This is a genomic window from Roseomonas aerilata DSM 19363 (assembly GCF_000711725.1).
Classification (GTDB): Bacteria; Pseudomonadota; Alphaproteobacteria; order Acetobacterales; family Acetobacteraceae; genus Roseomonas; species Roseomonas aerilata.
This window is the reverse complement of record NZ_JONP01000003.1, coordinates 47,023-67,926: the sequence shown is the minus strand read 5'-3', so window position 1 is coordinate 67,926 and position 20,904 is coordinate 47,023. Positions and strand designations below refer to the sequence as shown.

Below are 20,904 nucleotides of genomic sequence, written 5' to 3'. Positions count from 1 at the left end.
CCCTGGGCAGCACGGGGCCCGCCGCCCAACTGGGGTCCTGCACCAAGAGATGGACCACCCCATGCAGATGCGCGCCCTCGGCCGGACCGGCCTCGAGATCGCTCCCCTCGTTTTCGGCGGCAACGTCTTCGGCTGGACCGCGGACGAGCCGACGAGCTTCGCCCTCCTCGACCGCTTCGTGGATGCGGGGCTGAACGCGATCGACACGGCCGACGTCTATTCCCGCTGGGCGCCGGGCCACCGGGGCGGCGAGTCCGAGGAGATCATCGGCCGCTGGCTCCGCGCCAACCCCGGCAAGCGGGAGCGGGTGCTGATCCTCACCAAGGTCGGCATGGACATGGGCGAGGACCGCAAGGGCCTCTCGCCGCGCTGGATCGAGCGGGCGGTGGAGGACTCGCTTCGCCGCCTCGGCACGGACCGGATCGACCTCTACCAGTCCCACGCCTTCGACGCGGCCACCCCGCAGGAGGAGACGCTGCGGGCCTACGAGGCGCTGATCAAGGCCGGCAAGGTGCGGGCCATCGGCTGCTCGAATTTCGACGCCGCGCAGCTCTCGGAGGCGCTGGACACCGCCAAGGCGAGGGGCCTGCCCCGCTACGAGTGCCTGCAGCCCGAGTACAACCTCTACGACCGCGGGAGCTTCGACGGACCGCTGCGCGACCTCGTCATGCAGGAGGGCATCGGCGTCATCACCTATTTCAGCCTCGCCGCCGGCTTCCTCTCGGGCAAGTACCGCTCCAAGGCGGACCTGGAGGGGCGCGCCCGCGCGGTGCGGGTGGAGCGATACATCAACGAGCGCGGCACCCGCATCCTGGCGGCCCTGGACGAGGTTTCGGCCCGCCTCGGCGCCGCCCAGGCCGAGATCGCCCTCGCCTGGGTAATCGCGCGGGAGGGCGTGACGGCGCCGATCGCCAGCGCCACCAGCCTCGATCAGCTGGAAAGCCTCATCCGCGCGGTGAACCTCACCCTCTCGGCGAGGGATATCGCGGCGCTGGATGAGGCGAGTGCCTGATGCGACCGACTGAGAGGGCCCTGCCCTCCCCCGCCAGGAGCACAAGGTTCCTGGCCCCCCATCCCACTGCCGCCGGGGATTTCTGACCATACCGTCGCCTCGGGCCATCGGCCCGAGGCCCACCGGCCCCAGGGCGAGTCCAACGTGAAGAAGAAGATGATGGAGAAGGGTCCGGGAAGAGGAAGAATTCCTTCCGCCTCTCCCCGAAGTCACGCGCGACGACAGCAGGCGTTGCACCCCCCCGAGCATCGGTCCTATCCCCTGTCCATGCGCGCCCTCTTCCTCCTGCTGGCGTTCCTGCTGGCCCCTGCCGCCGCGCGGGCGGCGGAGAGCGAGGCCGTGGTTTCGCCGCGCGCCCGGGTGACGCTGGTGGCCGAGGCGGCGGCGGTTGCGCCCGGGGGGACCTTCCGGCTGGCGCTGCGACAGGTGCTCGCGCCGGGCTGGCACACCTACTGGACCAATCCGGGCGACGCCGGGGAGCCGCCCTCGCTCGATCTGTCGCTGCGCGATGGCGGCGAGGCCGGGCCGCTCCTCTTTCCCGCGCCGCTCCGCATTCCCTACGGGCCGCTGGTCAATTTCGGCTACCTGGGGGAGGCGGTCTTCCCGCTGACTGTCCGCGTGCCCGAGGGGATCGAGCCCGGCCGGATCTATACGATCGAGGGGACGGCGCGTTGGCTGGTCTGCGCCGACCTCTGCATCCCCGAGGAGGGTGCCTTCCGCCTTGACCTGCCGGTGGAGGCCGCGACGCGCCCCGATCCGGGGGCAACCGATCTGTTCCGAGCCGCCGAGGCCGCGCTGCCCCGTCCTTCGCCCTTCGTGGTGCGGGCAGGCTTCGAGGGTGCGCGGGGCGGGATCGAGCTGGCGGGCGCCGGGCTCGGCCCGGCCTCGGTGCGCGAAGCCTTTTTCTTCCCCGACGAGCCCGGCATGTTCGACAATGCCGCGCCCCAACCTCTCTCACTGCGTGAGGGCGCGCTGGTGCTAGGGCTTCGGCGCGGCGCGGCGCCGTTGCCGGGGGAGTTGTCCGGCCTTGTCGCCATCACGGACGCGGCCGGGGTGCGCGCAGCCTACAAGGTTTCGGCCACACCGGGCGCGGTGCCCGAAGGCGGCGGCGCGGCGCTCTGGCAGGTGGTGATCTGGGCCGCCCTGGGCGGGCTGATCCTCAACCTCATGCCCTGCGTCTTCCCGGTGCTGGCGATGAAGGCAATGGGCATCGCGCGACTTTCCGGCGCCTCGCGCGGCGCGGTGCGGGCAGAGGCGCTGGGCTATGTCGCGGGGGTGGTCCTCGCCTTCCTCGCGGTCGGCGGCGCGCTGGTAGCGGCGCGGCTGGCGGGCTCGGCGGCGGGATGGGGGTTCCAGTTCACCGCCCCCGCCTTCGTCGCGGCGCTCGCCTGGCTGATGCTGGCCGTTGGGCTGAACCTCTCCGGCGTCTTCGCGGTGGGCGGTCCCTCCACGGGCGGGCGGCTGGGCAGCTTCGGCACCGGCGCGCTGGCGGTGGTGGTCGCCACCCCCTGCACGGCTCCCTTCATGGCCGTGGCGCTGGGCGCGGCGCTCGCGATGCCGCCGCTCGCGGCGCTAGCGGTCTTCGGCGCCATGGGTCTCGGGATGGCCGCGCCCCACATGCTGCTGGCCGCCTTCCCCTCCCTCGCCCGCCTCCTGCCGCGGCCGGGGGCCTGGATGGAGCGGCTGCGGCAGCTCCTCGCCTTCCCGATGTATGGCGCGGCGGCCTGGCTCGCCTGGGTTATCTCGGTGCAGGCAGGGCCGGAGGGGGTGGCCTGGGTGCTGGCGGGCGCGCTGCTGGTGGGTTTCGCCGGCTGGGCGCTCGGCGCGGCCCAAGCGACGAGCGGTGGGCGAATCGGGCGCGGGGCGGCGGTGCTGGCCGTGCTCGGCGCCCTTGCCCTGCTGCCGATGGTGTCGGGCGCCACGCCCGCAGGCCCCGCTGCCGTTTCGGGCGAGGCTTGGTCGCCCGCCCGGCTGGCGGCGCTGCGCGCGGAGGGGCGGCCGGTCTTCGTGAATCTCACGGCCGCCTGGTGCATCACCTGCCGGGTGAACGAGCGCGTGGCACTCGAAACCGAGCCCACGCGCGCCGCCTTCGCGCGGGCGGGCGTCGCACTGCTCACCGGCGACTGGACGCGTGGCGATCCCGCCATCACCGCCCTGTTGCGCGAGCGCGGGCGGGACGGCGTGCCGCTCTACCTCTTCTACCCTGCTGGCGGAGGGGAGCCCGTCGCGCTGCCGCAAATCCTGACGGAGCGGATGGTCATCGAGGCGATCTCCGCCGCCCCGGAGCGAGTGCGCCCGGCAGCTTGATCAGCCCGCTCGATGCGGAGGCGTGACGGGACCGCAGACGGCGCTATGATGCGCCGTCCCCCCCCTTGGCGGAACGGTAGACGCAGGCGACTTAAAATCGCTCACCCGTTGGGGTGTGCCGGTTCGAATCCGGCAGGGGGGACCACCTATTCCGCCGAGGCGACGGCGCTGCCCGTGCGCCGGACATTCGCTCCGCCCTGGCTCAACCCGGGCAGGAGCCCCTGGTTCATTCCCTGGCCCGCCGCCTGCCCCATACCGGTTCCGCCTCCCTGCACGGTAACGAGGCTGCCATGGATCCAGCCCTCCGGCGTGCTCTCGCCCACCTGGTACCAGCCGCCCGGCGCGGTGCCGAAGACGTTCAGCACGGCGCCCGAGCGCGCCACCCGCAGCACCGCCCCGCCCCCGTTCGGGGAGGAGCGGAGATTGCCGTTCTGGCGCATCACCAGCGTGCCGGCAGCCCCATGCAGCGGTGCGACCGAAGCGGGCTCAACCGCCGCGGGCGGCGGCACGGGCTGGGTGGCCTGGGCCATCTGGTCCAGGGTCGGCAGCCCGTTCGGCAGCGGCGGTGCCGGCGAGGAGACGGTGCTACCGCCAGCCCGCTGCACCGGCCCGCCGCCGTCGAAGCAGCGGCCAACCAGCTCCACATAGACGCGCGTCGCCTCGATGTTGCTGCGGCCGATATACTGCTCCACCTCGGTCGTGCCGCCCGCGGTCTTCACCACGGAAACGAAGGGCACGAAGACGGAATCGCCGGAAACGGTGGCCTGGCCGCAGACGGCATAGGTGTCCGCGATCGCCTGGCGATGCGTCTCGACCGCGCGGAAGCGCAGGTTCTCGGGGTCGCGGGCGGCGGCGCGCACGCGCTCCTCCGCGGCCGCCCTCACGCGGGAGACGGCGCCATTCCCGGCGGCGGTCCCGGATGACTGGCCCTTGGGTGCGGCATCCTCCCAGCAACCGCCCAGCGCCAGCAGGCCCACGAGGAGAAATCCCTTACGCAACACGTCGTTCCACCCGATTCCATGATTCAAAGCTCACAACGCGGGACGGGGCTGAGTCTCGGTTTCACGAACCCGTGCCCCGTCGTGCAACCAGTGGCACGACCGGCGGTGCCCTGCGCGGCCATGGCGCCGGCGCGCGGGAGATGGTTGCATCACTCCCCGGATGAGAAGAGGAAAGCGCGCATGCCCGGGCTCGACGCAACGCTGCTTGTGGTGGTGGACACGGTCTGCCCCTGGTGCTGGCTCGGCAAGCGGCGGCTGGACGCGGCACTTGCCATATTAGCGGCAGAAGACCTGCACCTCGCCCGCCAGTGGCACCCCTTCCAGCTGAACCCAGATATGCCCGCGGGCGGGATGCCGCGCGCCGAGTACCGGGCGCGGAAGTTCGGCAGCGTCGAGCGCGGGCGGGAGCTGGACGCGCGGCTGGCGGCCGAGGGCGCGAAGGACGGGCTGGCCTTCGACTTCGAGCGGATCGAGCGCTCGCCCAACTCCCTCGGCAGCCACCGCCTCATCCGCCTCGCGGCCCTGGAGGGCGGTCCGACCCTCGCCGATGCTGTGGCCGAGGGGGTCTTCGCCGCCTACTTCTCCGAGGGTCGTGACATCGGCGACCCCGCGGTGCTGGCCGCAATCGGCGATGCCGCGGGCCTGCCGCCCGGCCGCGCCGCGGCGATGCTGGCGAGTGACGACCTCGCGGCGGAGGTGGCGGAGGACGCCGCCCGCGCCGCCGGGCTGGGCGGCGTGCCGGCAATCATCCTCGGGCGGCATCTCATCGTCTCGGGCGCCCAGCAGCCGGAAGCGATGGCGGCCGCCATCCGCGCGGGCCTCCGCGAGGCGGCCTGACGGAACGGAAGGGCGCGCACCCTCTCATAATAACCGCCCTGTTGAACGACCGCTCCGGCCCTGCGAGCGGACCCAACTGCGAGCCCTCTGCGTTCGCCCTTGATGGTGTGGTCCGGTCGGGGGCGGAGCGGCAGCTCGAGGGCGCCCGTATGGTGACGCCGACAATTTGGGTGAGGGGCGGAGGAACTGCTACCAACCGGCCTGAGCACGTTCGTGAAGTCGGCTGTGTAGCCTGGAAGCGAGCGTTGCGCTCGGCGTCAGGCAAGAACATGAGCTTTCCCATGAGGACACGGATCAAGGTTTGCTGCATCTCCTCCGTCGAGGAGGCCATGGTCGCGATCGAGGCTGGCGCCGACGCGTTGGGCCTGGTTGCGCGCATGCCCTCGGGGCCTGGCCCCATCGCGGACGGGACGATTGCGGAAATCACCGCCATGGTGCCACCACCGGTGGCGACCTTCCTACTGACCTCCGAAACAACGGCGGACACCATCTCGGCGCACATCCGGGCCACTCGGCCTTCAACCGTGCAGGTGGTCTCGCACATCGCTCCGGTGGAGGCGGCACGGCTGGCAGCGGTGGAGCCTCATGTGCGCCGAGTGCAGGTTATTCATGTCGAAGGGCCGGAAGCCCTGAAGTTGATCCCGGCGTACAGCCCTTACGTGCATGCCTTCCTGCTCGACTCCGGCAGGCCTAATGCCGTGGTTGCCGAACTTGGCGGCACCGGCCGCTGCCATGACTGGGCGGTCAGCGCCGACTTCGTGAGGGCGAGCGAAAGGCCGGTCTTCCTGGCTGGCGGTTTGTCCGCCGCCAACGTTCGCGACGCGATAAGGCAGGTGCGCCCGTTTGGGCTGGACCTGTGCTCCGGTGTTCGAACCAGCGGACGCCTTGATGCCGCCAAGCTGAGGGCTTTCGTACTCGCCGCCGAACGCGCCGACGCGGAGCTGGCCGGCGGCTAGGCCGAAAAAGGTGCGGCGTCACCGGTTTGTAGCAAGCCCCGGAACCCCCCTCCATGTCCCCAGGTCCGGGCCTTGTTCGGGAGGACTCAAGAGGCCGTAAACGGTCATTCACCGGGACGGTTATTATCCCCCCCAGCCGAGCGCCATCGCCGCCAGCCGCGCCCGCTCCGCCGTGCCCAGCCGCGGCCGGAGGCGCGGGGGGTGGAAGCCGCGGGCGACGAGGCGGTCGAGGATGCGGCGATAGGCCCACATCATCACCCGCGCGGGCCGCAGCGGGCCGGCATTGGCGGAGGTCAGCTCGGCCTCGGCCGCCGCGAACCCGGCTTCGGCGCGGCCGAGCAGGCGGTGGCAGGCCTCGTGCAGGTCGGGGCGCTCGAGAAGCTCTGCCGGGGAGGCATCGGGGCCGAGCCAGGAGAGAGGGATGTAGACCCGGTCCCGCTCCGCGTCTTCGTCGATGTCGCGCAGGATGTTGACGAGCTGCAGGGTGCGGCCGAGGGCGAGGCCGAACTCCACCGCCTCCGGCGCGCCGAAGATCCGCACTGACATGGCCCCGACGCTGCCGGCGACGCGGCGGCAGTAGAGTTCCAACGCCGCCTCGTCCGGCAGGCGCAGCCGGGGCGCGGCGTCGGTCTCCATGCCCTCGATCATGGCGATGCATTCTGAGTGCGGCAGGTCGAAGCGGGCCCGGGCCCAGGCCAGTTCGCGCGAGAGGGCGCAGTCGGGCGCGTCGAGCTTCGCGCGCCACTCCGCGAGGAAGCGGCGCTTCTCCGTGAAGGGGGCGGCGCCGTCGGCGATGTCGTCCACCGCGCGGCAGAAGGCATAGACGGCGTAGAGCGCCCGCCGCCGCTCCCCGCGCAGCGAGGCCATGCCGCGGGAGAAGGAGGAGCCCGCCCGCGCGACCGCCGCGCGCACCACCGCCGCGTCGGAGGCCGGGCGCGGCGAGGCGAGCAGCGCCGCCAGCGCGTCCGCCTTCGTCAACGCCACGCGGCCGGCCATGGGGTCGGCCGCGCGCAGCCGCGCCAGCAGCCGCCGCGCGCAGCCGATGGTGGTGGCGGATTCGAGGGCCAGGCGACGGCTTTGCAGGCGGTGCGGCAGGGCGGCCGCGATGTCGAGCAGCGCCTCGCAGCGGTCCAGCAAGGCGTCGAGCAGGGCGCGGCGCGGCGCCGGTTCGTTGAAGACCGCCGCCTCGCCCCCGACCTCGTTCATCCAGGCTCGCGGCAGGTAGATGCGGCCGATCTGCGCGCGGTCCTCGCCCATGTCCTGGAGGTGGTTGAGAACCTGGAGCGCGATGCAGAGCGCATCCGCCGCGGGCTGGGGCGCCGGGCCCTCCCCGTGCAGGCGGAGCAGGATGCGGCCGACAGGCACGGCGGAATAGGCGCAGTAGTCCACCAACCCTGCCCAGTCCTCACAGCCCTCGTTGCGGGAGTCGCGGCGGAAGGCGGTGAGCATGGCGCGCGCCTCCTCCACCCCGGCGCCGCTCGCCCGCAGCGCCGCCGCCTCGGGGACGCCAGGGGCGCCGTCGAGGGCAGCCTCGATCGCGTCCAGCCGCCGCAGCTTCTCGGCGGGGTCGAGGTCGGGGCTATCCGCGATGTCGTCCGAGAGGCGCACCACCCGGTAGAAAGCGAGCACCTTGGCCCGCACCGCCGGGGAGAGCAGGCGGGAGGCGACGGGGAAGTTCTCGCTGTCCGGCCCGCGCGTCGGCGCCCCGGCGGCGACCCCCTCCATCTCCGGGGCCATCTGCGCGCTCACAGCCCGTCCGCCGGCTGATAGGCCCGACCCTTCCATCCCGCGGGGCGACCGAGGGCGGAGCGGATGAGGGCAGTCCACTGGATGGCGAGGGCGACGGCGACGGTCAGGGGATGCAGGGGAATGGTCCAGAGCGGTTCGCGCACGCGGATCGTGATCGCTGCGCGGGTGAGAAAGGAAAGAACCAGCGCCGCCACAGCCCAGGGGCTCGGCAGCAGCAGCCACGGCAGAAGATGCGGCCCGGCCAGCAGCACCGTCCAGACCGGCAGGCCGGCGGGGGTGGCCATACCCTCGCGGGCGTTCTTGATGAAGCCGCGCCAGGCCTCAGCGAAGCCGGAATACATGCGGCACTCGGCAAGGGGACTGCCGTCCACCACCTCCGTCCGGCGACCGGCCTCGCGCAGGTTGCGCGAGAGGGCCATGGCGTCGTGCAAGCGGTGGCGGAAGGCCGCGTGGCCGCCCACGGCCTCGTAGGCACCGCGTTCGGCCATCAGGAGCTGGCCGCAGGCGGCGGCCATGGCGGGGTGTTCGGTAAAGGCGCGGCCGGCCCCCGGCAGGTAGCCGAGCATCATGAGGTTGATCGCGGGCACCGTGATCCCCTCCCCCAGCGAGCCCAGGATCTGCCGGGGCACGCCGCTGACGAGCGCCAGGCCGTTCGCGCGGGCATGGGCCGCCATGCGCGCGGCGGCGTCGGGCGCGAGGCGCACATCGGCGTCGATGAAGAGCAGGTGCGTCCCCCGCGCGGCCTCGGCCAGCCGGGCGCAGGCATGCACCTTCCCCGTCCACCCCGGCGGAAGCGGCGGAGCGCGGAGGAGGCGCAGGCGCGGGTCCGCCTCCGCCCGCGCGGCGACGATCGCGGCGGTGCCGTCGGTCGAGCCGTCGTCCATCACCAGCACCTCGACCGCGACGCCCGTGCTGGCGAGCGCGGCGTCGAGGCAGGCGCCGATATTCGCCGCCTCGTCCCGTGCGGGGATGAGGACCGAGACGAGGGTATCCGGCGCGGGCACCCCCTCCGCCCGGCCGAGCAGGAACAGGTTGGCCGCCGTCATGCTGGCGGGGAAGGTCGCGATGAGAAGGGAGAGGATGTCGATCACCGCGCATCCTCCCCATTGGCTGCTTCGGGCGTCACGCGGGGCAGTCTAGCCGGATTTGGCGTCGCGCACATGCCGGGGGTCGAAGCGCCGGCCGCGCAGCAGGGCGCGGAAGCGGCGCCAGAGGTCGTAGAACCCGCCCATCCCCTCCGCGCCAGCCGCGACGACCTCGAAGCGGGCGGGGTCGCGGGTGATGGCCTCGGCCGCCAGTCGGTCCATCGTGGCGGTCAGCGCCTCGCGCAGCGCGCCCTCCCGCGCCTCGCGGTCGAGTGCCAGGAGGTCGGCCGCCTCCATCGGGGGGCCGAAGGCGGCCAGCATTTCCGGCCGGCTTTCGGTCCAGAAAACGTAGTCCAGCGCCAGCGGCAGGATGACGGCGCCGGGCGCGATCTCGGCCAGGCGCGTGACGCCGGGCGCGATGACCACCGGGCGCTCCCGCCCGTCCTGGAAGCGGCCGGGCACGTTCATCCAGAGCATGGCGCGCGGCGCGGCCAGCACCTCGTTCGCGGTGCGGAGGAAGGCCGCCGCCCCTCGCGCGCCCGGCTCGATGCCGAAGACGCCGAGGCGGCGCATGAAGCGGTACTTCGCCAGCGCCTCCGCCGCCATTGGAATGAAGACGTGGCGGCTAGGAAAGAGGCGCGCCGAGAGCAGCATGAAGGCCACCCCGTCCCACCAGGAGGGGTGGTTGGCCAGCACGATCAGCGGCCGCCCGCGATACTCGGCCGGGATGCCCCAGGGGGGCACCCGCAGCGCGCCCATTCCCCGGCGGAAATGACGCGAGAAGACGACGTGGAAGAAGGCGAAGAGCCGCGCGTCCCGGAGCGTGACGGGCGACGGCGCGGGCATGCTTATTCCGCCGGGGCCATGGCGGCATCCATCCGCGCCAGCACCGCGTCGCGCGTGCCGGCGCGGCGGGCTGCCTCGGACATGCCGGGCCCGCCCATGTCCTTGTCGAGCGCGTCGGCCGCGATCCAGCCGGACATCATCACCATCGGCATGCCCGGCCCCGGATGCGCCGCCCCGCCCGCGAGGTAGAGGCCCTTCACCTGCCGCGAGCGGTTGCCCGGCTTGAAGGCGCCAAGGAAGGCACCGTGCGAGGCGAGGCCGTAGATCGCGCCGTCGAGCACCTTGTAGCGCTCGTGGATGTCCTGCGGCGTCAGCGCCCGCTCCACCACGATGCGCTCCTCGATGTCCTCCATGCCCGCGGTGCGCTTGAGCTTGTCGAGGATCACCTGCCGGTACTCGGGCAGCATCTTCGACCAGTCCTGCCCAGGGCGCAGATGCGGGGTGTGCACGAGGACGTAGAGCGCTTCCCCGCCATCCGGCGCCACGCTCGGGTCCGTGCCCGAGGGGGCGGCGAGATAGGCGGTGGGATCGGGCGCGGGGATGCCCTTCTTGTAGATCGCGTCGAACTCCTCCTCCGCGTCGCGCGAGAAGACGAAGTCGTGGTGGCCGAGATGCTCGTAGCGCTTGTTGAGGCCGAGATAGAGCACGACGCCGGAGCAGGCGGGCTTGAAGCCCTTCTTCTCGTATTTGCGCCCCGGCTTGCCGCCGACCAGCTCCTTGTAGGTGCGGATCGCGTCCATGTTCGAGATCACGGCGTCGAAGGGAATCGTCTCGCCCTTGGCGATCACGCCCGCGATGCGCGTGCCGTTGTCGCGGAGGTCGAGGCCCGTCACCTCGGTCGAGGGACGCAGTTCCGCGCCGAGGGATTCCGCGAGCTTCGCCAGCCCCTCCGCCACGGCGCGTGTGCCGCCCACGGGATACCAGACCCCCTCGCTCGCCTGCATGTCGCCGATGCCGCAGATGACGGCGGGCGCGAGATAGGGCGAGGAGCCGACATACTGCGTGTAGTGGTCCAGCATTTGCGCGAGGCGCGCGTCCGGCACATGGCCGCGGATGACCTTGGCCACCGTCTTGCCCATCCGCAGCGCCATCACGTCCTTCAGCGTGTCGGCCTGCATATTGGACCGGAAGTCCATCGTGTCCGTCAGGTCCTCGACCGACTTCCAGAAGAAGAAACCCTCGGAGATGCGGTGCAGGTTCTCGGACTCGCGCTGGAATGCGCGATAGCCCGCGCCGTTGCCGGGCGCGAAGGCGTCCATCTTGGACGCCATCTCCTCGACGTTCTCGGAGAGGTCGATGCGCGTGCCGTCCTCGAAGAAGCAGCGCCACTGCGGGTCGAGGCGGACGAGCGGCAGGTCGCGCGCCTGATCGCGCCCGGCCTCCGCGAAGATGCGGCGCAGCACGCGCGGCACCGTCAGGATCGTCGGCCCCATGTCGAAGCGGAAGCTGCCGCCGTTGCGCCCGCCGGGCGTCGCGGGGGCGTCGAGGTGCAGAACGGCGGCCTTGCCGCCCAGCCACTCGTTCTTGTCGAACAGCGTCACCTGGTGCCCGCGGGCCTGGGCCACACAGGCGGCGGCAAGGCCACCCAGGCCCCCGCCGATGACGGCAACCTTTGCCATGCTCAGATCCTCGTGGAGACGGGTGCGCGGCCGAGGTCGCGCAGCAGGAGGTTGGCGCTGATCCGCGCCCCCTCGTAGATCACGGGCAGGCCGGAGCCGGGATGCGTGCCGCCCCCGACGAGGTAGAGCCCCTTCGTGTCGCCGAACCGGTTACCGGGCCTGAACATGAGCATCTGGCGCAGATCATGCGCGAGGTTGAAGGTCGCGCCATAACCCACGGCATAGTCGTCCCGCCAGTCGCGCGGCGTTACGATGCGCTCGTAGCGGATGCGCTGCTCGATATCAGGCACGCCGAGGCCGCGCAGACGGTCCAGCGCCAGCTTGCGGTAGCGGACAGTGTCCGCCTCCGTCCACTCGTGCCCGTGGGTAAGGTTCGGCACCGGCACGAGCACGTAGAGGCTTGTATGCCCCGGCGGCGCCATGCTCGGGTCGGTCGCGGTGGGATTGTGCAGGTAGAGGGAGGGCGTCTCGGGCACGATGCCCTGCTCGATCTCCGTGATGTTCCGCTGGTACCCCTCCGAGAGGAGGATCGAGTGGTGGGCGAGGCCGGGGAACTCTCCCTCTACCCCGAGGTAGAGCATGAAGGTGGAGCAGGAGTAGCGCGAGCGCTCGATCCGCTTGTCCGACCATTTTCGGCGGATCGCGTCGGGCACCAGCCGCGGCATGGCATGGGCAAAGTCACCGTTGAGAACGACGGAAGCGGCCGGGATCAGCGTGCCGCCCGCCTCCACCCCTGTCGCGCGCTCGCCCTCGAAGGTGATGCGGTCCACCGGCGTGCCCAGGCGGAACTCGACGCCGAGATCGGCCGCCACGCGCGCCATGGCTGTCGCGACCGTGCCGCAGCCCCCACGCGGGTGAAACACGCCGTGCTCGTATTCGAGGAAGGAGAGGATGGTGAAGAGGCTGGGGCAGCGGAACGGGCTCATCCCCAGGTATTTGGACTGGAAGGAGAAGGCGAGCCGCGTGCGCGGGTCCCGGAAGAAGCGGCGCAGGTCGGCATCGACCGAGCGGCCCGGCTTGAGCAGCGGCAGCGCGCGCAGCATATCGGGCGCCATCAGGTCGGCGGCCTTACTGAAGGCGCGCTCCAGCACCGGGCGGAACGCCGCGAGCTTGCGGCGGTTCTCCGCCATGAAGGGGCGCACCCCCGCGGCGTCCCGCGGGTCGATCTTCGCGATCTCCCGCTCCATCCGCTCCAGGTCGGGCGTCGCGTCGATGGTGACGTTGCCGGCGGCGGCCTCGAAGACAAGGCGGTACTGCGGGTCGAGGCGGATCAGCTCCACCTCGTCCTCCAGCCGGGTGCCGCATTCGGCGAAGATCTCGCCGAGGATGCGGGGATAGAGGAAGAAGGTGGGGCCGAGGTCGAAGCGGTATCCCGCCTCCGTCTCCAGCGTGCGGCTGCGGCCGCCGACCACCCGGTCCTTCTCCAGCACGGTGACGCGCAGGCCCCGGGCCGCGAGCAGCATGGCCGAGGCCAGTCCACCGGGCCCCGCCCCGATGACGACGGCGTGCGGCCGCTCAGGGCGCAAGGAGGGGCGGCTTAGGGCGTTCATCGGACTCCGTCGGGCAGGGACACCGGGGATGTTTGCGCGGAAGCCGCGTGCGCAAGGGCTCGTTGAAGCAGGTTGCGCGGGCGATGCGAAGGCATCCGCCGATCAAGCGGGCGCCATCGCCTCGACCAGCCGGGCCCCGGCCCGGGGCAGCAGGCGGCGAAGGAAGAAGCCGGCATCGGCCGCGAGCGCCGGCTCGGCCGCCGCCGCCCGGACCAGCCAGCCACCCCCGAGCACCCAGCCGGCGGCGTCGAGGAAGGGCACGGCCGCAGCACCCGCCACCTCCGGCGGCGCCTCGGCCAGCCGCCGGGCGGCATCTGCCAGGGCCTCGGCCGGCGCGCGCAGGGCGGGGTCGGCCGCCCCTGCCTCCTCCACCAGCAAAAGGAAATCCGGCAGCGCGCGGGGTATCTTGCGGAGGGTGAGGTCCGCCGCCTGGATGCCGTTGGTTCCCTCGTAGATCGGCGCGATCCGGGCATCGCGCCAGATCTGCGCCGCCCCGGAGTCCTCGACATAGCCGGCGCCGCCATGCACCTGGATGCCGAGGCTCGCGACCTCCACGCCCCGGTCCGTGCACCAGGCCTTCACGATAGGGATCAGAAGGGCGAGGCGCGATCCGGCGCCCGCCTCCCCTGCCCTCGCCCGGTCGATGCAGACCGCGGCGTCGAGCGTCAGCAGGCGCGCGGCATGGGTCACGGCGCGCATCTCGGAAAGCATCCGCGCCACGTCCGGGTATTCGGCGATCGGCCTTCCGCCCTGCACGCGCTCCGCTGCATAGGCCTCGGCGAGGAGGGTCGCGCGGGCGCACTGGCCGACGCCCTCCACCCCCACGGCGAGGCGGGCCGCGTTCATCATGGAGAACATGGCGGCCAGGCCCCGGTGCGGCTCGCCCACCAGCTCGGCCTCCGCCTCCTCGAAGATCATCGTGCAGGTGGGACAGGCGTGAATGCCCGGCTTGCGCTCGATGCCCCCGCAGCGGAGCGCGTTGCGCCGGCCGTCCGGCAGCACCTTCGGGCAGGCGAAGAGCGAGATGCCGCGCGAGCCCGGCGGCGCGTCCGGTAGGCGCGCAAGGACGAGGTGGAGCGTGTTCTCCGCGAGATCATTCTCGCCCCAGGTGATGTAGATCTTCCCACCGCTGATCCGGTAGCCGCCGGCGCCGTCCGGCACGGCCCGCGTGCGGATGGCCGAGAGGTCGCTGCCCGCCTGGGGCTCCGTCAGACACATCGTGCCGTTCCAGGCGGCGGAGACGAGGGGCGGCAGCAGCCGCGCGGCCTGCTCCTCGCTCGCGTGGTGCGCCAGCAGCTCGATGGCGCCCGCGGTCAGCATGGGCATCAGGGCGAAGGCCATGTCGGCGGAGGTCGCCAGCTCGAAGACCGAGGTGAGCATCGCGTGCGGCAGGCCCTGCCCGCCCTGGGCTTCCGGCGCCGCAATGCCCTGCCAGCCGGCCGTGCGCCATTCCTCCAGCAGCGCCGCATAGCCGGGTGGCGTGCGGACGACGCCGTTCTCGATCGTGCAACCCGTGCGGTCCGCCTCCACTCGCCCAGGAGCGATTCGCTCCTCGGCGAAGCGCGCGGCCTCCTCCAGGATGGCCACGACGTCATCGGCCGCGAGCGGCGTGCCGAGCCGCGCGGAGAGGCCCGGCAGGTCGTGCAGGCGGTTGAGTGCGAGGGCCAGGGCCTCGGCGGCGGGCATCATCATGCGGCGACATCCCCTCTCTGCTGCGCATCACCCGCGGCCCAGCCTGGAAGGGCGGCCATGCGGGCGGGATCACCGAGCGCCGCGGCGACCGCCCGTCCGAGCACGGGCCCGAACTTGAAGCCGTGACCCGAGAAGCCGCTCATGACCACGCAGCGGCCGGAGAGCGGCTCGACCACAAATCGCTCCCCCTCGGCCACGTCGTAGTAGCAGGCGCGGGCCTCGATCACGCGATAGGCGCCGGCATCGCGCAGGCGCGGCAGCGCGAGGCCGAGGATGGCGTCGCGCTCCTCCGCCGTCGCCTCGCGCGGGTCCTCGGCGTCGCCACGGAGGGAGAAGCGGTGGTCGCCGATCTTCAGCCCCGTGCCGGCGACCGGCGGCACGGCGTAGAACCCGCCCGCTTCCGAGAGGTCGAGCACCATGGGCGCCCGTACCCAGGCCTCGCGCTGCGCGGGCGGCGGCTCGAGATAGACCACCACCTGGCGCGACGGCGTCACGCGCCCGGCGAGTTCGGGCAGCAGGCGCGGCGCCCAGGGCCCGGCCGCGACGACGAGCATGTCGGCGGCCATCGTATTGCCCCCGGACAGCGTGACGCTGGCGCGCGCCGGATCGACCCCCACCGCCCGCGCGCGGTGGAAGGCGACGCCCCGCGCCCGCAGGTGCCGCGCGAGCCCAGCGACGATGCGGCGCGCGAGGAGCACGCCGCCGCGGGGCATGTGGAAGCCCTCCGCGACGCCGGCGGCGCGCAGCCAGGGGAAGCGCGCCTCGAGCGCGTCGGGACGGAGGTCCTCGGCGGCCAGCGCGTGGCCCCGTAGCGCGCGGCGGCTGGCGGCGAACCAGTCCGCCTCCCCGTTCGCGCCGTCCGAGAGGGCGAGCACGCCCGTCTCGGCATAGGCCCGCTCCCCGATCGCGGCGAAGAGGTCGTCCCAGGCGGCGTAGGCCTCGTCCACCATCCGCATGTAGCCGGCGGCGGCGCCGTAGGCGTGGCGGATCAGGCGGTGTTCGTCCACCGAGGCGCCGCGCGGATTTGGCACCTCCTGGGCCTCCACCACGCTCACGGCATGGCCGGCGGCCTCCAGCGCCCAGGCGGCGGAGAGGCCCATGATCCCGGCCCCGAGGACAAGCGCGCGCTGCATGCCCCCATACTGCGCCCCGCCGCGCCCGGGTGCCAACCGGGGCGGCGGGCCGTCAGCCGCGGCGCGTGGGCGGCTTGCGCGGGGTGGTCGTGCGGCGGGCGGCGGTGGTCTTCGGCGCGGCCGCGCGGCCCGCGCGCGGCTTGGCGGCCGCCGCCCGCCCCTTCGGGGCTGCCTTTGCCGGGGCAGCTTTCGTCGCGCGGCCCCTCGCCGGAGCCTTCGCCGGGGCGGCTTTCGTCGCGCGCGTCTTCGCAGGGGCCTTGGCAGGGGTCTTGGCAGGCGCGGCCTTCGTCGCGCGCCCCTTACTCGGTGCGGCTGCCCTGGCCGTCCGGGCGGGTGCCTTCGCAGGGGCGCGCGGCTTGGCCGGGGCGGCCTTCGTCGCACGGGCCGCGGGCTTTGCCGCCGTGCGCGCCGCCGCGCCCCGAGTGGCGGGCTTCGTGGCGGGCTTCGTGGCGGCCTTGGCGGTGCTGCGCCGCGCCGTGGCCGGTGCCTTGGCGGCCGTCCGCCGCGCCGGGGCCTTCGCCGCGCCGCTACCCGATGCCTTGCCGCCCGAAGCCCTGCTTGCGGTGGCCTTCGCGGCAGTGCGGCCGGCGCTGGCCTTCGTTGCCCCCGCCTTCCCGCCCGTCGTCCGCGTCGCCGAGGCCTTGGTGCCCGCGGCCCTGGTGGACTTCGTGGCCGAAGGCTCCGCGCTCGCTTTCCGTCCCGCCGGCCTTGCGGTGCGAGCGCCCGCGGGCGCCGCAGCCTTGCGAGGAGCAGTACGGCGCGCGGCGGTCTCCCGCGCGACGGGCTGGCGCACAGCCGGCTTGCGTGCGGTCGTTCGCCGCGTCGCGGGCTTGCGCGCCGGGGTGGGCGCGTCCTGCCGCGCGTCCGGCCCCTTCATGGGGTCATGCCCCCAGTTCATCAGGCTGTAGCGCCAGCGGGAGTGCTCGATATCCTCCGCCGGGCCCTGCGCCATGTGGCGGTGCACATAGCCCACCACCTTGCGCATATGCGCGAGATCCTCCTCCGAGGGTTCCTCGGGCGGGTTCTCCAGCAGCCGGACGATGTGGTGGCCCATCTCGTGGCCCACCGCCTCGCTCTCGCCCTCCCGGACGAAGCCGACGGAGCGGCTCTCCTCGGTCTCGAGCCAGTCGCGCAGCGCGGCTGCTTCCATGTTCACCGCCTCGCGGAAGGCGCGCAGGAGATCCTGCGGATCGGTCGTGTCGTCGCTCACCGGGTCTTCCCCTTGCTCGGGCCCTTGGTGGGGCGCTTGGTCGTGACGCGGCGCGTCGCGGGGGTAGCGCGGGCCGCCGCCGCCCGGCTGGGCGCCTTGCGGGCGGCCGGCTTGGTGGTGGTCCGCGTGGCTGCCTTCGCTGCCGGGCGCTTGGCCGGGGCCTTGCGGGCGGCCGGGGCGGTGCGCTCCGCCGCCGGGGCGCGCTTCGCCGCCGGGGCGCGCTTCGCCGCCGGGGCGCGCTTCGCCGCCGGGGCGCGCTTCGCCGCCGGGGTCGCTGGCTTGCGCGTTGTGCTGCTCGTCGCGGATGCCTTGCGCGCGGTCGTCGTCCTCTTGGCCGCGGGCGAGCGCTTCGTCGCCGCCGCGGCCGGCTTGCGCGCGGCGGGCGCGGCGCGGCGCGTGGTGGTGCCCTTCGTCGCGGCCGGCTTCGCCGCGGTCGCCCGCTTCGCCGGCGCCGCCTTGCCGGTGTCCCGCGCCTTCGCCGTCTTGCGCGCGACATCCGCGGGCTGGCGGGAGAACTGCTTGCCAGCCGCCGTGTCGCGCCGCTTGGCTGCTGTCGTGCGCGCGTACTCCGTGCTGCTCAGCGATTCCCTAGCCTTGCGGGGAAGGTAGCGCTCGCCGGTCTTCCCGCTCTCGCGGCCCGACTTCGTGCCCCAGTCCTCCTCCGTCCACTGGGAGAGGTGGTTGTCGGCGCTCTTGCCGCCCTCGTAGCCGCCGCCCGCCTTCTTGTACTCGGCAACCGCCAGCTGCGCCTTGCGCGCCGACCACTCGCCGGCATCGCCGCCTTTGCTGCCGCGCGTGACGCGCGCCTTCACCTTCTCCCAGAGCTTCGGGTCTGTTCTGCGCGCCGTGCCGGATGCCATGGTGAGGATCTCCGCAGTTCGCTGGCGAACGCGGTGCTGCTCCCGAAGGTTGCCGGTTGCATCACGTCACGGGCATCAACGAGACTCCCCCTGTGATCGCCGCGCCATGCGCGAGGTGCCGCATGTCACCGAAGGAGGCGAAGTCGGGACGGTTCGCCACGTCCGGCACGTGGCTCACGGGCTCGGCGCAGATCACGCCCGCGCCGCGCGGCGCGAAGACCTGCAGGTTGCGCGACCAGGCGCCCTCGCCCGTCATCGCGAAGGCGCGCGCGCCGAGATTGAGCCGCAGCGCGCCGTCCCAGCCGGTGTAGTGCGTGTCCTGCCCCGCAAAGGCCTCCTCGCCGCCTTCCAGGCCGTCGGAGGCAGCGAGGCCGACGGGAAGGTTCCGGACGTCGCGCTCGATCATGCCGCTCGCGCGGAAGGCGATGCGCGTGCCGGCTGGGCGGACGAAGAAGGGGTGCCAGCCGCTGCCGAAGGGCATCCCCTCCGCCCCGTCATTCGTCACCGTCAGCACGAGGCCGAAGGCCGCGCCCAGCCGCAGCTCCATCCGCGCGACGTAGCGGTAGGGCGCAATGTCGATCCGCTGCACGAGCACGGCGCGGTCCGCCCCGGCGCTCTCCACCTCCCAGGCGTGCTCGCGCGAGAGGCCGTGCAGCGCGGTGCGCTCGGCCACGCGGTTGCACGGGAAATGCGCGACGCCCCCCGGATGCGGCAGCCGCCCCTCGTCCAGCCGGTTCGTCCAGGGCAGCATGACGAAGGCGCCGGCCCAGCTGTCGTTGGGATCCGCGCCCTCGGGCAAGGGGACGAGCACGTCCTCGCCCGCATGGGTGAGGCGGGCCAGGGCGCCGCCGCGCGCGGGCAGCAGGCCGGCCCGCCACTCGCCGCCGGCGATCTCGATCATCCCGCCTAGTCCAGCGAGAACTGGTCCTTCGGCGAGGGCGTCTCTCGCGTGTAGTCCATGGCGGTATAGCCGCCGCCCTGGTAGCGCTCCGTCACCGGGTCGCCCGAGACCTTGCCGCCGACCTTGTCGCGGAAGGCCTCGGCCGTGTCCTGCGGCTCCCAGCCGATGCGGTCGCGGTGATCGCCGCCCCAGTAGGTCGCGGGGTTCTTCGAGGCGCCCCAGACCACCGCATGGCCGATGCGCGGTGCCTCCAGGAAGCGCTCCATCAGCCGCGCGAGGTCCGCGTAGGAGAGCCAGGTGGAGAGCATCCGCGCGTCCACCGGCTCGGGAAAGGAGGAGCCGATGCGGAGGTTGAGGTTCTCCACCCCGTGCTTGTCCCAGTAGAGCCGGCCCATCAGCTCGCCATAAGCCTTGGAGAGGCCGTAGAAGCCGTCCGGGCGGAAGGCGCAGTCGGCGTCCAGCAGCTCCGCGTTGCCGGCCGGACGCTCGTGGAAGCCGATGCTGTGGTTGCTGCTGGCAAAGAGGACGCGGGCGCGCTCCCGCCGGGCGGCCTCGTAGATGTGGTAGAGGCCGCGGATGTTGGGGCCGAGCACCACCTCGAAGGCCTGCTCGGTACTGACGCCGCCGAAGTGCAGGATCGCCTGGCAGCCCTCGGCCAGGCGCAGGATGGTCGGGCCGTCGTTCAGGTCCGCCTTCGTGAAGGTGGCGCCGGCCGGCACCGCGTCCGGAAAGGGGGCGATGTCGGTCAGGCGGAGCGTGTAGCCGGCCGCGGTCAGCGCGGGCGCGAGCGCGCGGCCGAGGTTGCCGGACGCCCCGGTGAGCAGGACGGGGCGTGTCTTGTCGGTCATGAGGGCCTCAGTGGAAGACGGACGGGAGCCAGAGCGAGAGCCAGGGAATGTACGTCACGGCCAACAGGACCACAAAGCTGGCGATGTAGAAGGGCGCGCTGGTGCGCGTGGCCTCCCACATCGAGACCTTGCCCACCGCGCAAGCGACGAAGAGCAGGGGACCGACCGGGGGCGTGATCAGGCCGATGCCGAGGTTCAGGATGAGCACGATGCCGAACTGCACGGGGTCCATCCCGGCGGCCACGGCCACCGGCAGGAAGACCGGCGTGCCGATCATGATCAGCGGCGCCATGTCCATGAAGGTGCCGAGCACCAGCAGGACGACGTTGATCAGCAGCAGCATGGCCAACGGGTCGGAGGTGATGCCCTTCATCATCGCGACGGCCGCGGCCGGCACCTGCATCAGCGCCATCAGCCAGCCGAAGGCGGAGGCCGTGCCGATGATCAGCAGCACCATTCCCGTGGTGCGGCAGGCGCCGAGGACGGCCTCCTTGAAGGCCCCCCAGGTGAGGCTGCGATAGACGAGGCCGATGACCAGCAGGGCGTAGATCACGGCAACGCAGGCGCTCTCGGTGGCGGTGAAGATGCCCGAGCGGACGCCGGCGAAGATGATGACGATGAGCATCAGGCCGGGGATGGCGCCGACGGCGAGGCGCAGCAGCGCCCACCAGCCCGGGAAGGTCTCCCGCGGGTAGCCGCGGCGGACGGCGACGAGCCAGGCGACGAACATGATGGTCAGCATCAGCAGCAGGCCGGGGATGAGGCCCGCGGTGAAGAGGTCCGCCACCGAGATCGCGCCGCCGGCGGCGATGACGTAGAGGATCATGTTGTGGCTGGGCGGGATCAGCAGGTCGATCAGCGCCGCGTTGGCGGTGACGTTCACCGCGTAGTCCGGCGCGTAGCCCCGCGCCCGCATCTGCGGGATCATCACGCCGCCGATGGCCGAGGCGTCGGCGACGGCCGAGCCCGAGACACCGCCGAAGAGCGTCGCCGCGACCACGTTCACCTGGCCCAGACCCCCGCGCAGGTGGCCCACCATGGCGGAGGCCAGCGCCACGAGGCGGTCGGCGATCTGGCCGCGCATCATCAGGTCGCCGGCGAAGATGAAGAAGGGGATCGCCAGCATGGAGAAGATGTTCATGCCAGAGGCGATCTGCTGAAAGACCACGATGGCCGGCAGATCCATCCAGAGCACCGTGACGAAGGCGGCGATGCCCAGCGCGAAGGCAACGGGCGTGCCGATCAGCAGCAGCAGCGCGAAGCTGCCGAGCAGGACCGCGATATCCATGGATTGTCTC

The 20,904-nt window shown here is 72.6% G+C and carries 17 protein-coding genes and 1 tRNA gene; 5 read left to right on the top strand and 13 right to left on the bottom strand.

The genetic code is table 11. The features are described 5' to 3' along the window. Positions 1-61: 61 nt before the first annotated feature. The 3 genes from BO39_RS04595 to BO39_RS04585 all read left to right on the top strand — a co-directional run bounded on the left by BO39_RS04595 (position 62) and on the right by BO39_RS04585 (position 3,464). Positions 62-1,012, top strand: coding sequence for an aldo/keto reductase (locus BO39_RS04595; RefSeq protein ID WP_043830870.1), 951 nt, complete (start codon positions 62-64; stop codon positions 1,010-1,012). A 231-nt stretch (positions 1,013-1,243) separates the two neighbouring features. Then, positions 1,244-3,319, top strand: a complete 2,076-nt coding sequence (locus tag BO39_RS34915) for a protein-disulfide reductase DsbD family protein (RefSeq protein WP_281175525.1) — start codon at positions 1,244-1,246, stop codon at positions 3,317-3,319. Between the two features lie 59 nt (positions 3,320-3,378). Beyond that, positions 3,379-3,464 (top strand) — tRNA-Leu (locus BO39_RS04585). A 1-nt stretch (position 3,465) separates the two neighbouring features. On the opposite strand, the gene BO39_RS04580 is transcribed toward BO39_RS04585, so the two are convergent. Continuing rightward, positions 3,466-4,317, bottom strand: coding sequence for an SH3 domain-containing protein (locus tag BO39_RS04580; RefSeq protein WP_156963480.1), 852 nt, complete (start codon positions 4,315-4,317; stop codon positions 3,466-3,468). A 183-nt stretch (positions 4,318-4,500) separates the two neighbouring features. On the opposite strand from BO39_RS04580, the gene BO39_RS04575 reads away from it, so the two are divergent. Beyond that, positions 4,501-5,157, top strand: a complete 657-nt coding sequence (locus tag BO39_RS04575) for a DsbA family oxidoreductase (RefSeq protein WP_043830535.1) — start codon at positions 4,501-4,503, stop codon at positions 5,155-5,157. Between the two features lie 281 nt (positions 5,158-5,438). Beyond that, entirely contained in the window at positions 5,439-6,113 is a 675-nt protein-coding gene (locus BO39_RS04570) for a phosphoribosylanthranilate isomerase (RefSeq protein WP_084697874.1), read from the top strand. Between the two features lie 123 nt (positions 6,114-6,236). On the opposite strand, the gene BO39_RS29645 is transcribed toward BO39_RS04570, so the two are convergent. The 12 genes from BO39_RS29645 to BO39_RS04500 all read right to left on the bottom strand — a co-directional run bounded on the left by BO39_RS29645 (position 6,237) and on the right by BO39_RS04500 (position 20,894). Then, on the bottom strand, positions 6,237-7,862 hold the full coding sequence (locus BO39_RS29645; RefSeq protein ID WP_052401490.1) for a squalene/phytoene synthase family protein: 1,626 nt from the start codon (positions 7,860-7,862) through the stop codon (positions 6,237-6,239). After that, positions 7,859-8,953, bottom strand: a complete 1,095-nt coding sequence (locus BO39_RS04555; RefSeq protein ID WP_043830533.1) for a glycosyltransferase family 2 protein — start codon at positions 8,951-8,953, stop codon at positions 7,859-7,861. Before BO39_RS04555 ends, BO39_RS29645 begins: the two co-directional genes overlap by 4 nt. A 45-nt stretch (positions 8,954-8,998) precedes the next feature. Further along, complete coding sequence (locus tag BO39_RS04550) at positions 8,999-9,793, bottom strand: lysophospholipid acyltransferase family protein (protein ID WP_043830530.1); 795 nt, start codon at positions 9,791-9,793, stop codon at positions 8,999-9,001. Positions 9,794-9,795: 2 nt separating this feature from the next. Continuing rightward, positions 9,796-11,412, bottom strand: coding sequence for a phytoene desaturase family protein (locus tag BO39_RS04545; RefSeq protein WP_169742728.1), 1,617 nt, complete (start codon positions 11,410-11,412; stop codon positions 9,796-9,798). Positions 11,413-11,414: 2 nt separating this feature from the next. After that, positions 11,415-12,962: a phytoene desaturase family protein gene (crtI, locus tag BO39_RS04540; protein WP_052401488.1), complete on the bottom strand. Its 1,548-nt coding sequence runs from the start codon at positions 12,960-12,962 to the stop codon at positions 11,415-11,417. A 102-nt stretch (positions 12,963-13,064) separates the two neighbouring features. Then, positions 13,065-14,654 (bottom strand): acyl-CoA dehydrogenase family protein, encoded by a 1,590-nt coding sequence (locus BO39_RS04535; RefSeq protein ID WP_052401486.1) that lies wholly within the window; start codon positions 14,652-14,654, stop codon positions 13,065-13,067. After that, the gene (locus BO39_RS04530; RefSeq protein ID WP_043830526.1) at positions 14,651-15,787 is read right to left on the bottom strand and encodes an FAD-dependent oxidoreductase; all 1,137 of its coding nucleotides are present in this window, start codon (positions 15,785-15,787) and stop codon (positions 14,651-14,653) included. Before BO39_RS04530 ends, BO39_RS04535 begins: the two co-directional genes overlap by 4 nt. 52 nt (positions 15,788-15,839) lie before the next feature. After that, positions 15,840-16,997: a DUF3140 domain-containing protein gene (locus BO39_RS33915; RefSeq protein ID WP_245614957.1), complete on the bottom strand. Its 1,158-nt coding sequence runs from the start codon at positions 16,995-16,997 to the stop codon at positions 15,840-15,842. Continuing rightward, the gene (locus BO39_RS33910) at positions 16,994-17,857 is read right to left on the bottom strand and encodes a hypothetical protein (protein ID WP_211257383.1); all 864 of its coding nucleotides are present in this window, start codon (positions 17,855-17,857) and stop codon (positions 16,994-16,996) included. Before BO39_RS33910 ends, BO39_RS33915 begins: the two co-directional genes overlap by 4 nt. Before the next feature lie 61 nt (positions 17,858-17,918). Continuing rightward, the gene (locus BO39_RS04510) at positions 17,919-18,758 is read right to left on the bottom strand and encodes an aldose epimerase family protein (protein ID WP_043830524.1); all 840 of its coding nucleotides are present in this window, start codon (positions 18,756-18,758) and stop codon (positions 17,919-17,921) included. 5 nt (positions 18,759-18,763) lie between these two features. Next, a complete protein-coding gene (locus BO39_RS04505; protein WP_043830523.1) occupies positions 18,764-19,606 on the bottom strand; it encodes an NAD-dependent epimerase/dehydratase family protein in 843 nt (280 codons plus the stop codon). Positions 19,607-19,613: 7 nt separating this feature from the next. Next, positions 19,614-20,894, bottom strand: coding sequence for a TRAP transporter large permease (locus BO39_RS04500; RefSeq protein WP_043830520.1), 1,281 nt, complete (start codon positions 20,892-20,894; stop codon positions 19,614-19,616). Between the last annotated feature and the right edge of the window lie 10 nt (positions 20,895-20,904).